An 18361-nucleotide genomic window follows, 5' to 3' on the forward strand; every position below is an offset into this window, starting at 1 on the left:
ATAGGAATGAGCATGTCAAAACTCTCGGTTTCTCTTTCTCAAGAATCAGCTCCCTCGCAATGGGGTAAAAACGCCCTTGTTTCCTTCACAGAATCATCCGCTGTCATCCATATCGATAACAATGACTCCCTGGTAAAAATACAAAAAGCCGCTCGAAAGCTGGATGGCTTTTGCTCACAAGCTCAACTGGTTGGTGAATGGAATATAGAACAACAGTGGGCTTTCGCGCTTGGCTTTGATACCCCAGCCAAAAACAACAGCGTGGAATGGTGTGAAAATCAAAATAAAGATGAACTGAGCAAACGTTTCGCGGTATACCAATTTGCACGCAATTTGGTCAACGGTTCACCTGAAGATATTTTCCCGGAAAGCCTAAGCCAAAAAGTAGAAGACTGGCTGAAAGATATTGCGGGTGATCATATCACTTGCAAACGCTGGACAGGTGAAGAGCTAAAAGAAGCTGGCTGGGTTGGCGTTTATAATGTGGGTCGTGGCAGCGACAGACCGCCAGTTTTGTTAGAGATCGATTTCAATCCAACAGGTAACCCCGATGCGCCAGTGTCTGCTGCATTGGTTGGCAAAGGCATTACCTATGACAGCGGTGGTTACAGCCTAAAACCCAGTGACTCCATGTCTTATATGAAATGCGATATGGCCGGTGCAGCAACAGTTTCCGGCGCATTAGGGCTTGCTATTTACCAAGGCTTACAACAGCGCGTTAAGCTATTCCTATGCTGTGCAGAAAATCTGGTTAGCGGACACGCGTTTAAGCTAGGCGATATTCTAACCTACAAAAACGGCGTTACCGTTGAGATCCTCAATACTGACGCTGAAGGTCGTTTGGTATTAGCTGATGGCCTTTTAGCTGCTGGCGAAAGTGGCGCCAAGATGATTATTGACGCAGCTACGCTAACTGGTGCTGCAATTGTTGCATTAGGCTATGACTACAACGCGGTTTTCACGATGGACGATGAGCTACGCGAAAAAACCGTGCGTCTTGCAAATAGCGTAAATGAACCCGCATGGGCTTTGCCACTTGCTCCATTTCATCAAGAAAAATGCCCATCGCCTTACGCAGATACCGGTAATAGTAGAGCGGAAAAAGGTGGCGGCAGCGGTGGCGCGAGTAATGCAGCAGGATTCTTATCTCGATTCGTTCCCAATAATGGGCAGGGCTGGGTACACCTGGATTTAGCCGGAGCATTTTTGAACAGCCCCACCAGCACGCGCTCAGCTGGGGGCACAGCGTCGGGTTTCAGAACCATCGCTGAATTGCTGTTAAAACAATAATCTGAATTCTTTTTATTCTCGTGGAATAAAAAGAAGGGAAGAGAATCCAATAAAAAAGGCATTAAGAATAAATCTTAATGCCTTTTTGATGAAGATTAAATGCCGCCAATTCTCTGCGCAAACTCTTTATATCTCTCGACGTCCTCTCTATCAAATAAGGGTTTTCCGTCGGCATCTTTGTCTTTCGACACCAACAGACTCTCTCTTTCTAGTCGCTCAACCCTTACGTCCTGGACTCCCAAATATGACGCTACTTCTTCAACAGTCATCAAACTCATCGAAAATTCCTCAAACAGCCATCTGGTACTTATCAGGTATATAAACCTACTTATTTCGTTATGCCAACCAGATACATTGTTGTAAATTTAGAAACAACAGCAATATCCTGTAGATATCGCCAAAACATCTTCACAATGATGAGAAGTATTTGTAAGAGAAATACAATACTCCCGCAATAATTGCAGAGGAATTTAATAGTAAATATCCCCTACACTTTTTATTCATAGCATAATTTAGGCATAATCGAAACTTAAATGCCAAGTCGCATGAATTCTCGGTGGAAATGTAAGCATAAAGACTTTTTTGAAAAGTCGTTCTTTCACGCTGAGAAGCAAGAGTTTCTCTACATTTCGGCTTTAACTAACTTTTAATATGGCACAACCTTGAATAAAAAACTGACAATATTTCAGGACGTAAGAGAATTAAATCAATGGAAGGCAATCGCTTTCGGATGCTCACTTATTGAACGTATGCTTCCGAACTACCAAGTGTTCTGTTCAGCGACTGAGTTTGCTGATAGTTCAATTATGGACAATCTACTGCAAATTTTATGGAGCTGGGTGATCGACCCCAAGATGAAGGTCAACATTGACGTGCAGTTGGAAAAGTTGGAAGAAATCACCCCCGACACACACCAGTTCGACCATTATGGAGTGTATCCTGCCTTAGATTGCGCGATGTCGATGGCAGCCATGTTTAACTTGTTGAAAAAAGAAGATGAACAAGGTGCCGTGGTCGTCAGCAAATTATCTCAAGGTACAGTGGAAAGTTTCATTGATGCCACCAGCGAAGAAGAGCCGAACAGTGAAGAAATTAAAGCTCACCCTCTGATGCAGTGGGAAATCGAAACACAAAAAGAACTTTTGGATTATTTGAAAGATGCCAAGCGCAGTAAAGAAACCGTTAAAGCCCTGCGCCAAATGGTCACACAAGAAGGTATCAGCAATATTGGTATTGAAATCTAACCGCTATTGCCAACTCACTTAGTAATGTTCGCCTAATTCGCAAACTCAGGCGTTGATGATCAAACGCATTTATGGATTAGGCGATAACTAAATTGCTTGGTTTCTTTCAGTTTCAGTTCTTGCCATTGTTCAGGCAAAGTGGGCATCACTGCACCTTGCTCCATTTCCACATAAATCAGGCCATCGGCAGCAATTAATTGCTTTTCCCAAACAAGATTTAAAACCTTTTCTACCAGGCCTTTGCCAAAAGGCGGATCCAGAAACAATAAATCGATACTTTCAGCTGAACAGCTCTTTAGAAAAGCAAGCGCATCGGTGTTAAACACTTGCGCCATTGCATCATCAACCTTAAGCGTTCTCAAATTATTACCAATGATCTGGAATGCCGATTTATCTAATTCGACAAACGTCACTTGAGACGCACCTCGAGACAATGCTTCAAATCCCAGTCCGCCACTTCCAGCAAATACGTCAACACAACGACGTCCCGCAACATCATTCATTAACCAGTTAAACAGAGTTTCCTTGGTTCGATCTGTTGTAGGTCTGAGCCCTTCTGCATCAAGTACCGGTAGTTTACGGCCTCGCCATTGCCCACTAATAATACGAATGGCTCCAGTGGCTTGCCGAACTGTTTTGTTTGCAGGCTTTTTGCGGTGCTGCATTGAGTGTGAATTCCCCTGTGGTATCATCTGCCGCAAAGCTTACTATAACTTTACGAACGATTCCCTTTAACTTAACGCTGCGCACAGGATTTACAGAGTTTATGTCCAAGTTTTTCGGTTGGCTGAAACGAAATAAACCAACACAAGATACACCACAGCAGGAAGAATCCAGACAGGAACTCCCTCAAACTGAACCAGAAGTCATTCAGGAACAGATTTCCAACAATTCCCCACAAGTACAGGTAACTCCTGAACAAAACGATATAATTTCAGATGAAAAAGTGGCGACACCTGCCGCTGTAGAAGCAGTCATTTCAGAGCAAAAGAGCGAATCCGCACCGCTAGCTTCAGTAGAACCCAAGGAAATTGAAACCGGGCACATTGAAAAACAAGACTCCGTTAAAAACCAGCCAATTGCACCTTCTGAGGTAGTGGAAAAAGTTGAAGAAGTCAGCGAGCAACCTCAGGAAAAGCCTTCTTTCTTTAGTCGTTTAAAACAAGGCTTAGCGAAAACCAAAGCCAATATTGGTAGCGGCTTTGCCAATCTGTTCATGGGCAAAAAGATCGATGACGAATTGTTTGAGGATCTGGAAACCCAGCTATTGATGGCTGATTTGGGCGTTGAAACCACAACCAATATTATCAAGAAGTTAACTGAATCAGCCGAACGAGGACAGTTAAAAGACGCAGACAAACTGTATCCTGTTTTAAAAAATCAAATGGCGGAATTGCTTGAGCCTATCAGTGCCCCCCTACAACTTAATTCAGGAAACACACCTTTTGTTATCCTGATGGTTGGCGTTAATGGTGTGGGTAAAACCACAACCATAGGTAAAATGGCGAAACAGTTTCAGGCGCAAGGAAAGAAAGTCATGCTAGCCGCTGGCGATACATTCCGTGCTGCCGCAGTAGAACAGCTAAAAGTTTGGGGCGAGCGCAACAAAATACCGGTTGTGGCGCAGGATACAGGCTCAGACAGCGCCTCAGTGATTTATGATGCCTTGCAATCAGCCAAAGCTCGAAATATTGATGTGCTTATTGCCGATACCGCAGGGCGCTTGCAAAACAAAGATCATCTGATGGAAGAATTGAAGAAGATCGTACGCGTCATGAAAAAGATTGAGCCCAATGCGCCTCATGAAATCATGCTCACCATTGATGCCGGCACAGGGCAAAACGCCATTAGTCAAACCAAGTTATTCGACGATGCAATCGGCTTAACCGGGATCACCTTGACCAAACTGGATGGCACCGCAAAAGGCGGCGTTATCTTTGCACTGGCTGAGAAATTCAAAGTACCAGTGCGTTACATTGGTATTGGTGAAGGCATCGATGATCTGCGCAGCTTCAACAGTAGAGACTTTGTCGAAGCTTTATTTGACACTCATAACGACTAAATAAGCTTAAATAATGATCCGATTCGAAGACGTTAGCAAAACCTATCCCGGCGGTCAGCAAGCGCTGCGCCGAGTGAATTTTCACGTTGCGCCGGGAGAAATGGTCTTTCTTACGGGTCACTCAGGTGCAGGGAAAAGCACCCTGCTCAAGCTTATCAGCCTTATGGAACGCCCCACCGTTGGCAATGTGCTCATCAACGGTCACAACCTGAATCACATTACTCGTCGCGATATCGCTTACATACGACGCGATATCGGTATGATTTTCCAGAATCACCAATTGCTCATGGACAAGAATGTCTTTGACAACGTTGCTTTGCCTCTGGTGATCGAAGGCTATACTCGCAAGCAAATTGAAAAACGGGTTCATGCCGCGTTAGATCGTGTCGGCTTGCTACGCAAACAGCGCAACTTGCCAATTATGTTATCGGGTGGTGAACAACAACGCGTAGGTATTGCCAGAGCCATTGTAAACAGTCCACCAATTCTCTTGGCTGACGAACCAACCGGAAACCTGGATCCCGCGCTGTCACTTGAAATCATGAGTCTGTTTGAAGATGTGAACCAGGCTGGCGCTTCGGTATTTATTGCCACCCACGATCTGGGCTTAATCGCCCGTATGAAATATCGCACCCTAACCTTGAAACAAGGTCAGATGATCACCGATGGTTTAACCCAAAACTGGCAAGGAGAAGACGAATGAGTCTGCTGTTTAAGGGAAGACGCCAAGGTGGCGCACAACGGCTTAAGATATCGCCGCTGCAAAAACTATTGATGTTTTTCAATGACAATTTACGCCAGGCAATCAGCAGTTTGGGTGAATTGACCAGAACACCGCTAGCATCATTCATGACCATCGCGGTGCTAGGTTTGAGCATTACACTTCCCAGTGCTCTTTACGTACTGGTTAAAAACCTGGATCGCGTGAGCGCCGATTGGCAACAGGCTTCTGAAGTCTCTATTTTTCTTCGTTCAGATATCAACAACAAAGATATCCAACAGCTGTTAACCCGGCTACGTAGTTGGCCTGAAATAGAAAAACTGGAATACATTTCAGCCGAAAAAGCCTTAGAAGAATTTACCTCATCATCAGGATTTGGTGATGCTATGCAGTACCTGGATGACAACCCTTTACCTAATGTCATTTTGGTTTATCCCACGCAAAAACATACAACACCCTCCAGTGCCCGACACCTTCTGGATAAGCTTTTGAAGGAAAGAGAAGTCGAAGTGGGCAAGCTAGACATTGAATGGCTGGAGCGCTTACATGCTGTGGTCGCGATCGCACGTGAACTGGTCTTTTTAGTCGCGTTACTGTTGTTCTTGTCGGTTATTTTAACCATTGGCAACACCATTCGTTTGAATATCTATAATAAGCGCGATGAAATTCTGGTAATGAAACTGGTCGGTGCAACCGACGCATTTATCCAACGACCATTCATGTATACAGGATTTTGGTACGGCTTGCTGGGCGGGATCATCGCCTGGATAACGGTAGCGTTAATGCTATGGTGGATGAGTAGCAGCATCAAAGCCGTTATTGCCCTGTACAATCAATCCTTCCACTTGAGCGGCTTAGACTTTTCAGTCTTGTTCGGCATGTTAGGCATTTCTATTTTGTTGGGGCTAGCAGGCTCACATCTATCCGTACGTCGCTATGTCGCACAAATAGAGCCTAAGTAAACGCTTAGACTTTAAGCTTATTAATTAACACATGAAGTCATAGCATGGCTCCAGACGATAGACTGGTTATACGCGCCATGAAGTTTTCTCTGTTCCACACCGATACGGTTGCTAATCGCTCGAACCTTATTCCAATTTGCAACTTCGAAACATTTCACTAATTCAAGATACAGAAATAGCGCGTTTTTCTGCCCACAAAGCGCCCCTTTCAATTCGTCCAGAATGGGGAGTTTTTGCATCAAATCAGGCATTCTTTTATCCAGCAGGGCATCTAATAAAGAGAACAATCCCACCAAAAATCCCTTGGGAGGATTATCAGATTCACCGCATTCCTTGGCGACCAACTCGCAAAACTTAGCTCTGATCAATGACATTGCCAATAACTCCCCAGGCTTTTCCTGACCCAGATTAGCCAATGCCAACAAAGCAATAAACTTCTTCACTTCACCATCTCCCATATAATTAAGGGCATGGCGTAACGACGAGATTTTTTGCCGCTTATTAAACAGGGGATTGTTAATGAAACGTAGCAGCATGTAAGACAAGGACACATCATGCTCAATAATCTTATTAATTTTGTCGTAATCCATTTCCTTGGCAGCACTTTCAACCATGAGTTGCATCAGCGACATTTTTGAAGCAGGGAGCTCTTTTTTGCGGATTACCTCTGGCTTGGCGAAAAAGTAGCCTTGGAACAAGTCAAATCCCAGCTCCCGATACGCGTGAAACTCATCATAGGTTTCAACCTTTTCAGCCACCAGCTTGACGCCATTTTCTATATATTTGGGAATATGCTTTCGAGTTAACTCTATCGGCATTTCCCGTATATCAACCTTTAAAATAGAGGTATAAGGAAGTAGCACTTCCCACTTTGGATCAAAGTTATGGTCATCAAGTGCAATCTTATAACCCAGCCCACTAATGTGCTTACAAGCTGCGACTAAACCTTCGGTAATCGGAGCCGTCTCAATCAATTCGATAACCACCAACTTGGGATCCAGTGAAGTTGGGAAACCATGTAGCAATGTATCTTCATAAAAATTCACAAAGGCAGTTTTGCCCTCGGTTATTTCTTCTAATCCCAATGTAAGATGAGCAGATGTGAGTAATTTCGAAGTTGCTTCATCGGGTTCTATTTCCGGAAAACAATTCTGCTTACCGTCGCGAAACAAAAGCTCGTAGCCCTGGATCTCCAGATCTCGATCCAAAATAGCCTGACGAGCTACATAAGCGAACATATCAATTCCTCATTAAGTCACGAATATCAAAGAATAAGCCTATTACACCGCATAGCTTTTCGTTAATACCAACCTGAAAATATGCCAAAGTGGTGAGTTCAGTTACCGTTTAACAGGCACATGTAAAATGTAACCAATCATGTGATTAGAATCTTAATTCTAGTACCGCATTCCAGAGATTGAAATAAGACTTTTTGAGGGAACTAAACGCTTTTTTTGATATCGAACAAAGCAATGAAATGAATTCCGTCAATCCAGTTTCCTATAGGAATAATATTGGCGATCGATTGCCCCCTATGCTAAGCTTTGGGCGCAAATTTTAAAGAGGTAATTATGAGCGCAAACATGCAAACAATGGCGTTAAGCATTCCACAAAGTGGGAGCCTGGATGCCTATGTGCAGTACGTTAGCAGCATTAATATGCTTTCCGCAGAGGAAGAAAGGGAACTAGCCACCCGTTTACGGGAAAATGAGGATTTAGAAGCGGCGCGTAAGTTAATTATGTCTCATCTTCGCTTCGTTGTGCATATTGCCAAATCTTACTCTGGTTATGGCTTGCCTCAAGCGGATTTAATTCAGGAAGGCAACATTGGCTTGATGAAAGCCGTTAAACGTTTCGACCCTACTGTGGGTGTTCGTTTGGTTTCATTTGCTGTGCACTGGATTAAAGCAGAAATCCATGAATTCGTATTGCGTAACTGGCGAATTGTTAAAGTAGCAACCACTAAAGCGCAACGTAAATTGTTCTTCAACTTGCGTAAAGCCAAAAAACGCCTGGGTTGGTTTAGCCACGAGGAAGTTCAAACAGTTGCAGAAGAACTGGGTGTTAGCACCAAAGAAGTGTTGCAAATGGAAGCTCGTATGAGCAGCCAGGATCAAGCCTTCGATTTATCAGCTGACGATGATGAAAATAGCAATTTTGCTCCAGTACAGTACCTGGAAGACAAAAGTGAAGATGTTGAAACTCAGGTAATTAATGCAAACTGGGATCAAGACACTCAAAGCCGTCTTTATGCAGCCATCAGAACACTGGATGAGCGTAGCCAGGACATCATTAATACTCGTTGGTTAACTGACGATAAAACCACATTGCAAGATTTGGCAGATAAGTATCAGGTTTCTGCTGAACGAGTTAGACAAATTGAAAAGAATGCAATGAAGAAACTTCAAGAAGCCATTCTATAAAGGCTTCTTCTTTTTCAAGTCTCGTTCTTACAAGACAGATACAAAAACGGCGATTTCTAATAAATCGCCGTTTTTTATTGTCTGTTTTGCAGAATAAGAACTAGATGCTCACTCGCTTATATTGACGATACTCCGCCCTCCAGAAGTTCTTCTCGATTTTCTCCTTCAAAACATCGTCTTCAAGAACAAGAGCCAACTGCTCTTCTTGCGCTTTCTTGGCGACAGCAAACGCAATCTTCTTGCTTAGCTCAGGCACTTCTTTTAACGGTGGCAACAAATCTTTAGATTCGCCATTCGCATTTGGAGAGTATTCGGCAAGCGTTTCACTCGCTACCATCAACATACCATCACTTATCAGCTGTGCTTTAGAAGCCAACACTCCTAATCCGATACCCGGGAAAATATAGCTATTGTTACACTGTGGTATTGGATACATCTTTCCATTGAATTCAACAGGTTTGAATGGACTCCCAGTTGCAACAATAGCTTGCCCATTTGTCCATTCAATGACCTTTTCAGGATGCGCTTCGATCTGACGAGAAGGATTACTCAATGGAAATATAATGGGTTTCTCACAGCCTTTATGCATGGCCTTAATCACGGATTCAGTGAAAAGCCCTGCTTGCCCAGATACGCCAATTAGCACTCCAGGTTTAATATTCATCATGACATCCATCAACGAAGGATATTCACCATCAAACTGCCAGTTTTCCAGATTAGAATTTGCCTGAGCCAGCTTTTGTTGGAAGTCACGCAAATTAGGGGTAGATTCAGTCACAAGGCCAAGTCGATCCATCATGAAAATCTGACTACGAGCTTGTTCTTCGGAAATGCCCTCAGCACACATTTGCTGAATGATTTGCTCTGCAATACCACAGCCGGCTGAGCCAGCACCAACAAACACAACATTTTGTTGAGACAACTTCGCACCTTTGCTTCGACAGGCGGCCAGCAAAGTTCCTACAGTAACGGCTGCGGTCCCCTGAATGTCATCATTAAAACAGCAATATTTATCGCGGTAGCGATTCAATAATGGCGTAGCGTTGTGCTGTGCAAAATCCTCAAACTGGATCATAGCATTAGGCCAGCGCTTGTGTACCGCCTTCATGAAAATATCAAGAAACTCGTCGTACTCTTCCTGGCCTATACGCGGCATACGAGACCCCATATACATAGGGTCATTCAAGAGCTTCTCATTGTTAGTGCCCACATCAAGCATAATAGGCAAAGTATAAGCCGGACTTATGCCGCCACATGCGGTGTACAGAGAAAGCTTTCCGATAGGAATACCCATCCCACCAATACCTTGATCACCCAAGCCAAGAATGCGTTCACCATCGGTAACTACAATCACCTTCACGTTGCGCTTGGTCGCATTACGTAAAATGTCATCCATTTGATGGCGATCGCTATAAGATAAAAACAAGCCTCGAGCATTACGATAAATATCTGAAAACTGCTCACAGGCATCACCAACCGTAGGCGTATAGATGATAGGCATCATCTCATCAATATTTTCCTGTATCAGGCGATAAAACAAGGTCTCGTTATTATCCTGAATAGCACGCAGGTAAATATGCTTGTTCATAGGATCAGAAAAGCTGCTGTATTGGGCATAACAGCGTTTTAACTGTTCTTCAATAGACTCATACCTTGGTGGCAGCAAACCCGTCAGATTAAACGCCACCCTCTCTTCGGTACTAAATGCACTACCTTTATTTAGTAATGGCGTTTCAATCAATGCAGGGCCAGCATGTGGAATATATAAAGGATCGCTTATTCTTTTGTCGGTCATCTTACTACTTGCTTAGTTGGCGATTTTAATTTGTGGAAGCCGATGCGTTTTACGCTATTGTTATTTTTAGAAAATCTCTTCGGCAGCCGCAGGTTCAGTTTCAGATTCCCCTACCGGATCAATAATTTCATGCTCTTCGACAAAAGCCTGTGGCTCTGTTCCTGCGATGAAATACTCGAATCGGGAGGTGTGATCAATTCTGTTTGTCAATTTGCCTGTAGTGCGATCAATACGCACAGTGACAATACCTTCAGGAATATGCTTACTGGCTTCTTCTTTATCAGCCAAAGCAACATCCATAAAACGAATCCAGGCAGGTTGCGCAACACGGGCACCATCTTCTCCGCCCACCATCGCATTACCTATAATATTAGGGCTACGCTTTGTCAGCTCAGAAACTCGATTAAACAAGTATTTATTTCGAGAGGTGCGCCCTAACTCACGGTTCATATCGTCAAAGCCGACCCAGGATGTTGCCACAAGACCCGGCCCAAAACCGCTGAACCAGGTATCTCGAGCATCGTTCGTTGTACCTGTTTTACCAGCAATATCTTTGCGATTAAGTAAAGTATTGGCACGCCACCCGGTGCCACGCCAGTATGTTTTATTTCGACTACTACCACCACCAGTGATTGCAGAATGCATCATTTCACCGACCAAAAATGCATTTTGCTCAGAGATAACTCGCTCGGCTTGAGGAGGAATAGGGTTACTGGCATTTTCAGATGGATGAGGAACATTCTCAATTGCAGGTTCAAGTTGCGCTGTTAAATTATTTCCTGCAACACATTCAGGGCATGCTGTAGATGGATTAGCTTGCCAGACAAACTCACCAAATTGCCCCTCGATACGTTCAATAAAGTGAGGTTGAACTGAGTACCCACCATTAGCAATAACCGAGAACCCCGTAGCCACTTGCAACGGTGTTAGCGAAGCCGTCCCCAAAGACAAGGATTCATCCCGAGGCAAATCAGCCAACTCAAAACCAAAGTGACGCATGTGCTCACGAGCATTATCAATGCCCACGGCCCTTAACAGCCTCACGGAAACAACGTTTTTCGATTTACCCAGTGCAATACGCATTCGTATTGGTCCATCATAAACAGGAGGGGAGTTCTGAGGTCTCCAGGCATTACCCGAACTGCGATCCCATTGGTTAATGGGGGCGTCATTAATAACGGAAGCCAGTGTGTAACCATTCTCCAGTGCAGCGGAATACAGAAAGGGCTTGATGTTTGAACCAACCTGACGCTTCGCTTGGGTAGCTCTGTTAAACTGACTTTGATAAAAACTATAACCACCAACAATAGCTCGCACTGCACCATTATTAGGGTCGATCGCAACTAAAGCACCCGACACCTCGGGAAATTGAGAAAGTTGCCATTCTTGTTCGGTAGCCCCTTTCCAGCTTGCAGGTCTGATCCACACATAAGCACCGGCAGAAACAATATCACTGGCTAACTGTGGATCTTTGCCTTGCTTGTTATCACTGATAAAAGGACGAGCCCAAGCCAAACCATCCCAACTGATGTAATGATATTCGCCAAACTTATCCAGAACCGTAACCGCTTGCTCATAGACTTGGGTGACAATGGCCGGCACTAAGGGATCGTATTCCGTCTTGTCGGACAAATACTGCAACATCTGCTCTTCATTCCATGAAGGATCATCTAAATTGCTACTAGCTTTACTGTCAGAAGTATCTGAAACATCATCACTCATTTCAGTGCCCTCTGTTTTCACAGGTTCACTTTCAGGCATTTTCCATAATTGCGCGATAGGGCCTCTATATCCGTGACGTTCATCATAATCATGTAAATTCGCAATGACCGCATCACGCGCTGCAATTTGCATTTTTGATGGAACGGTCGCGTAAACATTATAGCCACCGGTTTCAGCTTCTTCTTTACCATAAAGAGCGATCATTTCTTCATAAATAAGATTCGCCAAATAAGGCGCATCCAACTCAATCTCAGCGCCATGACGCTCTGCCGTAACCGGTTCTTGCGCAGCAGTTAAATATTCTTGCTCGGATATATAGCCTTCACTCAACATACGCGAAAGCACCACTCTTCGGCGCATTACTGAACGTTGGGGACGACTTATTGGATTCATCGTGGAAGGCGCTTTTGGCAACCCAGCTAACGTTGCTATTTGGGCAAGATTGAGCTCTTTGATGTCTTTTCCATAATAAACCTGAGCAGCGGCACCGAAACCAAAGGCTCGATGTCCAAGCTCAACTTTATTAATGTAAAGAGTCAGTATTTCTTCTTTGGTTAATACGCGTTCAATGTGCCAAGCAATGAAGGCTTCTTTGAATTTACGTAAAAAGGTCTTTTCCCGACTAAGGAAAAAACCACGAGCCAACTGCATTGTTAAGGTGCTACCGCCCTGACCTTTTTCCCCGGTGAGCACCAGATTAACCACAGCTCGCATCACGCCAACAGGATCGATGCCTGGATGCTCAAAGAAACGGCTATCTTCAGTGGCTAAAATGGCATGAACTAACTGCTCAGGAACCTCGTCCAGTTCGAGTGGAATACGGCGCTTAACACCAAATTGAGAAATGAGTTTCCCGTCTTGAGTATAGACTTTCATAGGGGTCTGCAAACGCACATCCTTCAACACCTCGACACTGGGCAAGTCGGGTTTGATATAGAAGTACAATGCAGCTACCGCGCACACCCCCATAACCATGGAGATAATAGCAAAGCCCACTAACCTTTTAATGTATTTCACTACTTATCTGGTGTCCGCTAGAGAGAATGTTTTTAACAATGTCGTATTGTATATAACAATTTAGTTGATGCCATGGAAATTGCGATTTTCTAACCCAATTTAACGGTTATTTGCGTATCAAAAGCTATGAATAAGTATACCTATTCACTGACCCCGAGTATTTTAGTCAAACATACCTGAAATTACTGCCCCCTGAATGACAAAATCGATCAGGTAAGACCTGTGTTAAAGGTGTTTTATTCCATAACCAATCTGGCCTCAAAGCGATAGTACCAGTTGGACTTAGAACATGAGTTATTGCTCGAATCAATATTACCTCCTATGCTAAATCAAAGAGCAAATTATCCGGTTTTCTTAATGTCCAGATGCTAACAAGTATTTGGTAAGGCACAGGAAAATATACCTAAGTACATTAAAGAGAACCAAAGATGTGACCGATTTAGGTAATATTAAAAATTAACAATATAAAAACAATGGATGGAACGGTTTGTGCTGAATACGCTTTTTCAGGCTAAAACCCCTCAAATGCTTGGTCTCGATATTGGCACTCGATATGTCAAGGCTTTGCTATTGGAAAAGAAAGGGGAACAGCTTCATGTCAATGCAATGGCGTGTGAACCCATTCTTGGGGACGCTTTCGCTGAACGTGAAATCAAAGATTTTGACGCGGTAAGCAATGCCATTCGTAAAATCAAACACAACCTGAAATTGAAAGTTAAAGATGTCGCTGTTGCAGTATCAGGCGCAGCCGCATTAACCAAAGTTGTACAAATGCCATCAGGGCAAACCGATTTAGAACTGGAAGGTCAGATCGAATTAGAAGCCGACAGCCTCATCCCTTACCCGCTTGAAGATGTATATCTGGATTTCGAAGTCCTAGGTGTTAATAACAGTGACTCGGAAAAGAATGACATACTACTCAGTGTGGCTCACAAAAATATCGTCGATAGTCGTATTACTCTGTTAAGAGAATTGGAATTCGAACCCAAAGTGATGGATATGGAAGGATACGCGCTCGGCAATTCACTGGTTCAATTTATTTCTGGTGAACCAGAAAAAATTCACTGTTGTTTTTGTGTGGGAGCAAGTCAGCTTCAACTTACCGTTATCCAAGGGAATAGAGTTATCTACAGCAAAGAGTTTCCATTTGGTGTAGACAAACTGATTTCAGATTTATGTTTATTGCATGGATTGGACAAGATCACTGCCGCCAAGCAATTACATAGTAATGAACTTCCAGAGAGCTGGAAATTTGATACCTACCCGCAATTTTTAGGTAACCTTCAACAGCACATCAATAGAGCTCTACAGTTATATCAGAATGCATCTAATGCTCCTCTGCCAGAACAACTTTTATTGTGTGGTGGAGCAAGTGCTATTGAAGGATTGGTCGATGACCTCTCCAGCGATCTTGGTAAATCTATAAAGCTGTTTAACCCATTGGATTCGATGATCCTATCCGAAGACATCAAAAGCTCATCGCTGTTCGGTTCACAATTTGCCATTGCGGCAGGTTTAGCTATAAGGAGTTTAGACCCTTGTCACATATAAACCTGTTACCCTGGCGCGAAAAGCTTAGAGAAAAACAAAAACAACAATACATCGGCGTACTTGCTGGCGTTGCAGTATTCATGCTGACAATCATGTTTTTAGTTGCATCTTTTGTCGATAAGCTCATAGACAACCAAAATAAGCGCAACCTATTCCTGCAACAACAAATAGCGGTTTTGGATGTCAAAATAGCAAAAATAAAGAGTATTAGAGAAAGTAAGCAATCACTTGAGCAACAAATCGCACTCATAGAACAGCTTCAAGCCAACCGCAATATTGCTCCACAAATCATAGATGAATTAGCCAAACTGGTTCCTTCCGGTATTGCATTTAAGAGCTTAAAACGTACTGAAAATCGTATTGAGGTACTTGGTATCAGCGAGTCCAACAATCGACTTTCCGAGTTCATGCGTAATCTGGAACACTCAGAGGTGTTTATCAATAATGAACTGTCATCCATTGTTGCTGGTGCATCTTCCAACGAAGCCGGCAGTGATTTTAAACTCACATTTAAGATTAGCCCTAAAGTTGCACCTGAATTTAAGCCCTTGAGCACGGAAGGGGAGCAGAAGTCATGAAGTTTGATTTCGAAAAACTCAAGGAAATGAACGATCTGGATCCGGAACAGATCGCAATATGGCCTTTTGAAGTCAAAATTGTCGTCGCATTATTTTTAGCGATTATCATGGGTGTGCTTGGATACTTTGTCATGGTCAAAGACAAGCTTCCAGCATTGGACATTGCTCATGCAACAGAACAGGAATTACGCAATAGCTACCGCTCCAAGTATTCTATTGCATCCAATATGGAAGCCTATGAAGCTCAACTGGAAAAACTGAGAGAAGACTTCGACGCCATGCTCAAGTCCTTGCCCACCAGCAATGAAACCCCAGGCTTGTTGGACGACATCACCTTTGTTGGCACTTCAGCCGGACTTACTTTTAGGCTACTGAATTGGCAACAGGAGATCCCAAAAGAATTTTACGCCGAACTTCCCATCCAAATGGAAGTGACTGGTACTTACCATGAATTTGGTCAATTCCTGTCAGATATTGCTGCACTGCCTCGTATCGTGACAGTACATGATCTGGAAATGCAAGAAGACGGGGAAGCATTGTCGCTGAAGCTACAAGCAAAAACCTATCGCACCTCAAAACTGGAAGATGATTCAAATAAAGAAAAGGGAGGTAACTAATGAATAAGTTACTTAACCTTTCACCTCTATTTGTACTTTTTTTATTGGCAGGATGTGAGCCCCAAATGGACGATCTGGAGCAGTTTCTTGTTGAAGTATCCAACACTCCCCAAACAGGGATTGAACCCTATCCAGAATTTGAAACCAAGCCCGCATTCAAATACTCGGCGGCACAATTACGCAGTCCATTTCAACGATTACGTAGCAATGAAGTAGCAGTTACCGCACCGAAATTATTGAATTGTCTACAGCCAGACACCAAACGCGGTAAGATGGCTCTGGAGAAATACGGTATTGATGCTTTAGCGATCCATGGCTTTTTCACCAGTATGGGGAAAACCTTCGCTGTTATTTTGACTAACGACGGTAGTCTTCACAAAGTGACCGTTGGAGATTACATTGGTCTTTTCTTTGGCAGAATAACCAAAATAGAAAACAACACAATTTACTACACCGAATTACTGCCTGATGGCACAGGGTGTTGGAAAGAGAAGAATTCGAAACTCACCATGTCGAGCGACACTGGAGAAAATAATAATGTCTGAGTTGACTTATAAGGAGCGCAGCTCGAAGCCAATCTTTGAATTGCGATCAGTGATCATTTTCACTTTGCTGAGTGCCATTTTTACTTACGCAACACCTGGAGTAAGCCAGGTTCAACAGCCTGTTTTGCTAGACACCAGCAAAGCAATGCCATCCGATGAAGCCGTTCGGCTAAATAATATTGATTTTCAACGTGATGGTGAAAATGGTGGTAAAGCTATCATCAAATTTAGTCAGCCCGGATACCAACTGATCGTCAGTAAGAACGGCAATCAAATCGCCGTCGATCTTCCCGGTGTTCGCTTGGGCGAAGAACAGCTATATCGTTTGAATGTTGCTGATTTCGGCACCTTGGTTAAAAGTATTGAAACCTTCGAAGACGCACGCGCTAGTCGCGTGATCTTGCGTATGGATGGTGACTTTGAATATAGCCATGCCAAGGAAAGAGACTTATTAACCATTCGCGTTAAACCACAAGAAAAACTGACTGAACAGGAAGCTGAGGCGCAGAAATATGTCGGTGCGCCAATCTCTCTCGATTTCCAGGATGTTCCCGTACGTCAGGTATTACAAATTATCGCTCAGGTTAACGGGTTTAATCTGGTTACCACGGACACTGTCTCCGGTAACGTCACCATTACTCTAAATAACGTACCTTGGGATCAGGCTCTAAGTATGATCCTGAAAATCAAAGGATTAGATCAACGTCAAGAAGGCAACATCTTGCTCATTGCCCCTGCTGAGGAATTATCGGCAAGAGAAACCCAACAGTTGCAATCAAAGAAACAAGTCGCCGATCTGGCTCCTTTGGTTTCTCACAATATGCAAGTTAATTACGCTAAAGCATCAGAACTCGCACCGATTTTAAAATCAGATGACGGCAGCATATTGAGCCAACGAGGTTCAGTCACCGTTGATGAACGTACCAACACACTCATTATTCGAGATACCGAAGAATCTATTGCAACAGCGATTGATACAATCCGCATTCTTGATATTCCAGTGCGTCAGGTACTCATTGAATCACGCATGGTCACTGTACGCGACGGTGTGGACGAACAACTAGGTGTGCGTTGGGGCTTTACTGATCAGCAAGATTCGGATGGGATTTCTGGTTCATTGGAAGGCGCAAATGCTGTTGCAGCCGGGACAATTCCGGGAATCGCGGATCGTTTGAATGTTAACTTACCGGTGAGCAACCCTGCTGGTCGAATTGGTATTAGTGTTGCCAGATTAATTGATGGCACGATTCTGGACTTGGAACTTTCTGCTCTGGAAACAGAAAACAAGGGCGAAATCATTGCCAGCCCACGCATTACTGTGGCAAATCAACATGAAGCCTATATTGAACAAGGTGCCGAAATTCCATACGTACAGGCCACATCAAGTGGGGCGACTTCAGTGGAATTTAAAAAAGCGGTATTAAGTATGCGCGTTATCCCTCACATCACACCTGACAATCGTGTCATTCTGGATCTTGTCGTTACACAAGACACCCGAGGTGAAACTGTATCCACGCCAACAGGGCCGGCAGTCGCTATTGATACACAGGAAATCAGCACTCAGGTTTTGGTTGAAAATGGTGAAACCATTGTGCTGGGGGGAATATTTCAACAAACCGTAACAGACACAAATAGTCAGGTTCCTCTTTTGGGAGAACTCCCTATCGTTGGCAAACTGTTCAAGAACACTCAGCAAGTTAACGATAAACGCGAACTGTTGATTTTCGTAACACCCAAAATCCTGACTGAGGCATTATAAATAACTGCTACAATTTATGGCTGGATTAACAAGCTTATAACCACTTACTTTAGGGGTAAATATATTCACATTGAT

The 18361-nt window shown here is 43.6% G+C and carries 16 protein-coding genes; 11 read left to right on the top strand and 5 right to left on the bottom strand.

Translation table 11 applies throughout. From position 1 onward, the window contains the following. Window positions 1–12 precede the first annotated feature (12 nt). The gene (pepB, locus tag KIH87_RS17875; RefSeq protein WP_232359206.1) at window positions 13–1290 is read left to right on the top strand and encodes an aminopeptidase PepB; all 1278 of its coding nucleotides are present in this window, start codon (window positions 13–15) and stop codon (window positions 1288–1290) included. A gap of 95 nt (window positions 1291–1385) precedes the next feature. Here the strand turns inward: pepB and KIH87_RS17880 are convergent, their stop codons facing one another. After that, window positions 1386–1568 (bottom strand): helix-turn-helix domain-containing protein, encoded by a 183-nt coding sequence (locus tag KIH87_RS17880; protein WP_232359207.1) that lies wholly within the window; start codon window positions 1566–1568, stop codon window positions 1386–1388. 384 nt (window positions 1569–1952) lie between these two features. Between KIH87_RS17880 and KIH87_RS17885 the strand changes: the two genes are divergently transcribed. Next, complete coding sequence (locus KIH87_RS17885) at window positions 1953–2534, top strand: YjaG family protein (protein WP_232359208.1); 582 nt, start codon at window positions 1953–1955, stop codon at window positions 2532–2534. A 59-nt stretch (window positions 2535–2593) separates the two neighbouring features. Here KIH87_RS17885 and rsmD read toward each other — a convergent pair whose 3' ends face one another. Then, on the bottom strand, window positions 2594–3199 hold the full coding sequence (rsmD, locus tag KIH87_RS17890) for a 16S rRNA (guanine(966)-N(2))-methyltransferase RsmD (protein WP_232359209.1): 606 nt from the start codon (window positions 3197–3199) through the stop codon (window positions 2594–2596). A 101-nt stretch (window positions 3200–3300) separates the two neighbouring features. Between rsmD and ftsY the strand changes: the two genes are divergently transcribed. The 3 genes from ftsY to ftsX are packed head-to-tail and all read left to right on the top strand — an operon-like array spanning window position 3301 to window position 6279. Then, window positions 3301–4596, top strand: coding sequence for a signal recognition particle-docking protein FtsY (gene ftsY, locus KIH87_RS17895; protein ID WP_232359210.1), 1296 nt, complete (start codon window positions 3301–3303; stop codon window positions 4594–4596). A 13-nt stretch (window positions 4597–4609) separates the two neighbouring features. Continuing rightward, complete coding sequence (ftsE, locus tag KIH87_RS17900) at window positions 4610–5299, top strand: cell division ATP-binding protein FtsE (RefSeq protein ID WP_232359211.1); 690 nt, start codon at window positions 4610–4612, stop codon at window positions 5297–5299. Beyond that, window positions 5296–6279: a permease-like cell division protein FtsX gene (gene ftsX / locus KIH87_RS17905; RefSeq protein ID WP_232359212.1), complete on the top strand. Its 984-nt coding sequence runs from the start codon at window positions 5296–5298 to the stop codon at window positions 6277–6279. The genes ftsE and ftsX overlap by 4 nt, the downstream gene beginning before the upstream one ends. Before the next feature lie 20 nt (window positions 6280–6299). On the opposite strand, the gene KIH87_RS17910 is transcribed toward ftsX, so the two are convergent. Further along, entirely contained in the window at window positions 6300–7517 is a 1218-nt protein-coding gene (locus KIH87_RS17910) for an EAL and HDOD domain-containing protein (RefSeq protein WP_232359213.1), read from the bottom strand. Window positions 7518–7850: 333 nt separating this feature from the next. Here KIH87_RS17910 and rpoH point away from each other — a divergent pair, with 333 nt between their 5' ends. Continuing rightward, a complete protein-coding gene (gene rpoH, locus KIH87_RS17915) occupies window positions 7851–8702 on the top strand; it encodes an RNA polymerase sigma factor RpoH (RefSeq protein ID WP_232359214.1) in 852 nt (283 codons plus the stop codon). A 100-nt stretch (window positions 8703–8802) separates the two neighbouring features. On the opposite strand, the gene KIH87_RS17920 is transcribed toward rpoH, so the two are convergent. Both KIH87_RS17920 and KIH87_RS17925 read right to left on the bottom strand, forming a co-directional pair. Further along, window positions 8803–10497, bottom strand: a complete 1695-nt coding sequence (locus KIH87_RS17920) for an NAD-dependent malic enzyme (protein ID WP_232359215.1) — start codon at window positions 10495–10497, stop codon at window positions 8803–8805. A 66-nt stretch (window positions 10498–10563) separates the two neighbouring features. Then, entirely contained in the window at window positions 10564–13236 is a 2673-nt protein-coding gene (locus tag KIH87_RS17925; protein ID WP_232359216.1) for a penicillin-binding protein 1A, read from the bottom strand. 489 nt (window positions 13237–13725) lie between these two features. Here KIH87_RS17925 and pilM point away from each other — a divergent pair, with 489 nt between their 5' ends. Genes pilM through KIH87_RS17950 form a run of 5 tightly spaced genes read left to right on the top strand, consistent with a single transcriptional unit; the run spans window position 13726 to window position 18286 of the window. Then, window positions 13726–14787, top strand: a complete 1062-nt coding sequence (gene pilM / locus KIH87_RS17930) for a type IV pilus biogenesis protein PilM (RefSeq protein ID WP_332460722.1) — start codon at window positions 13726–13728, stop codon at window positions 14785–14787. Continuing rightward, entirely contained in the window at window positions 14775–15365 is a 591-nt protein-coding gene (locus KIH87_RS17935) for a PilN domain-containing protein (protein WP_232359217.1), read from the top strand. Before pilM ends, KIH87_RS17935 begins: the two co-directional genes overlap by 13 nt. Continuing rightward, complete coding sequence (locus tag KIH87_RS17940) at window positions 15362–15982, top strand: type IV pilus inner membrane component PilO (protein ID WP_232359218.1); 621 nt, start codon at window positions 15362–15364, stop codon at window positions 15980–15982. The genes KIH87_RS17935 and KIH87_RS17940 overlap by 4 nt, the downstream gene beginning before the upstream one ends. Beyond that, entirely contained in the window at window positions 15982–16527 is a 546-nt protein-coding gene (locus tag KIH87_RS17945; RefSeq protein WP_232359219.1) for a pilus assembly protein PilP, read from the top strand. Before KIH87_RS17940 ends, KIH87_RS17945 begins: the two co-directional genes overlap by 1 nt. Further along, window positions 16520–18286: a type IV pilus secretin PilQ gene (locus KIH87_RS17950; RefSeq protein WP_232359220.1), complete on the top strand. Its 1767-nt coding sequence runs from the start codon at window positions 16520–16522 to the stop codon at window positions 18284–18286. The genes KIH87_RS17945 and KIH87_RS17950 overlap by 8 nt, the downstream gene beginning before the upstream one ends. Window positions 18287–18361: the final 75 nt, after the last annotated feature.

This window comes from Paraneptunicella aestuarii (assembly GCF_019900845.1).
Taxonomy (GTDB): Bacteria; Pseudomonadota; Gammaproteobacteria; order Enterobacterales; family Alteromonadaceae; genus Paraneptunicella; species Paraneptunicella aestuarii.

Bases quoted from the DNA above. Each gene is read 5' to 3' on its own strand.
- KIH87_RS17950 (WP_232359220.1), top strand. From the start codon at position 16,520: ATGTCTGAGTTGACTTATAAGGAGCGCAGCTCGAAGCCAATCTTTGAA.
- pepB (WP_232359206.1), top strand. From the start codon at position 13: ATGTCAAAACTCTCGGTTTCTCTTTCTCAAGAATCAGCTCCCTCGCAA.
- KIH87_RS17945 (WP_232359219.1), top strand. From the start codon at position 15,982: ATGAATAAGTTACTTAACCTTTCACCTCTATTTGTACTTTTTTTATTG.
- ftsY (WP_232359210.1), top strand. From the start codon at position 3,301: ATGTCCAAGTTTTTCGGTTGGCTGAAACGAAATAAACCAACACAAGAT.
- KIH87_RS17920 (WP_232359215.1), bottom strand. From the start codon at position 10,497: ATGACCGACAAAAGAATAAGCGATCCTTTATATATTCCACATGCTGGC.
- rsmD (WP_232359209.1), bottom strand. From the start codon at position 3,199: ATGCAGCACCGCAAAAAGCCTGCAAACAAAACAGTTCGGCAAGCCACT.
- KIH87_RS17910 (WP_232359213.1), bottom strand. From the start codon at position 7,517: ATGTTCGCTTATGTAGCTCGTCAGGCTATTTTGGATCGAGATCTGGAG.
- KIH87_RS17880 (WP_232359207.1), bottom strand. From the start codon at position 1,568: ATGAGTTTGATGACTGTTGAAGAAGTAGCGTCATATTTGGGAGTCCAG.
- rpoH (WP_232359214.1), top strand. From the start codon at position 7,851: ATGAGCGCAAACATGCAAACAATGGCGTTAAGCATTCCACAAAGTGGG.
- KIH87_RS17940 (WP_232359218.1), top strand. From the start codon at position 15,362: ATGAAGTTTGATTTCGAAAAACTCAAGGAAATGAACGATCTGGATCCG.
- ftsX (WP_232359212.1), top strand. From the start codon at position 5,296: ATGAGTCTGCTGTTTAAGGGAAGACGCCAAGGTGGCGCACAACGGCTT.
- ftsE (WP_232359211.1), top strand. From the start codon at position 4,610: ATGATCCGATTCGAAGACGTTAGCAAAACCTATCCCGGCGGTCAGCAA.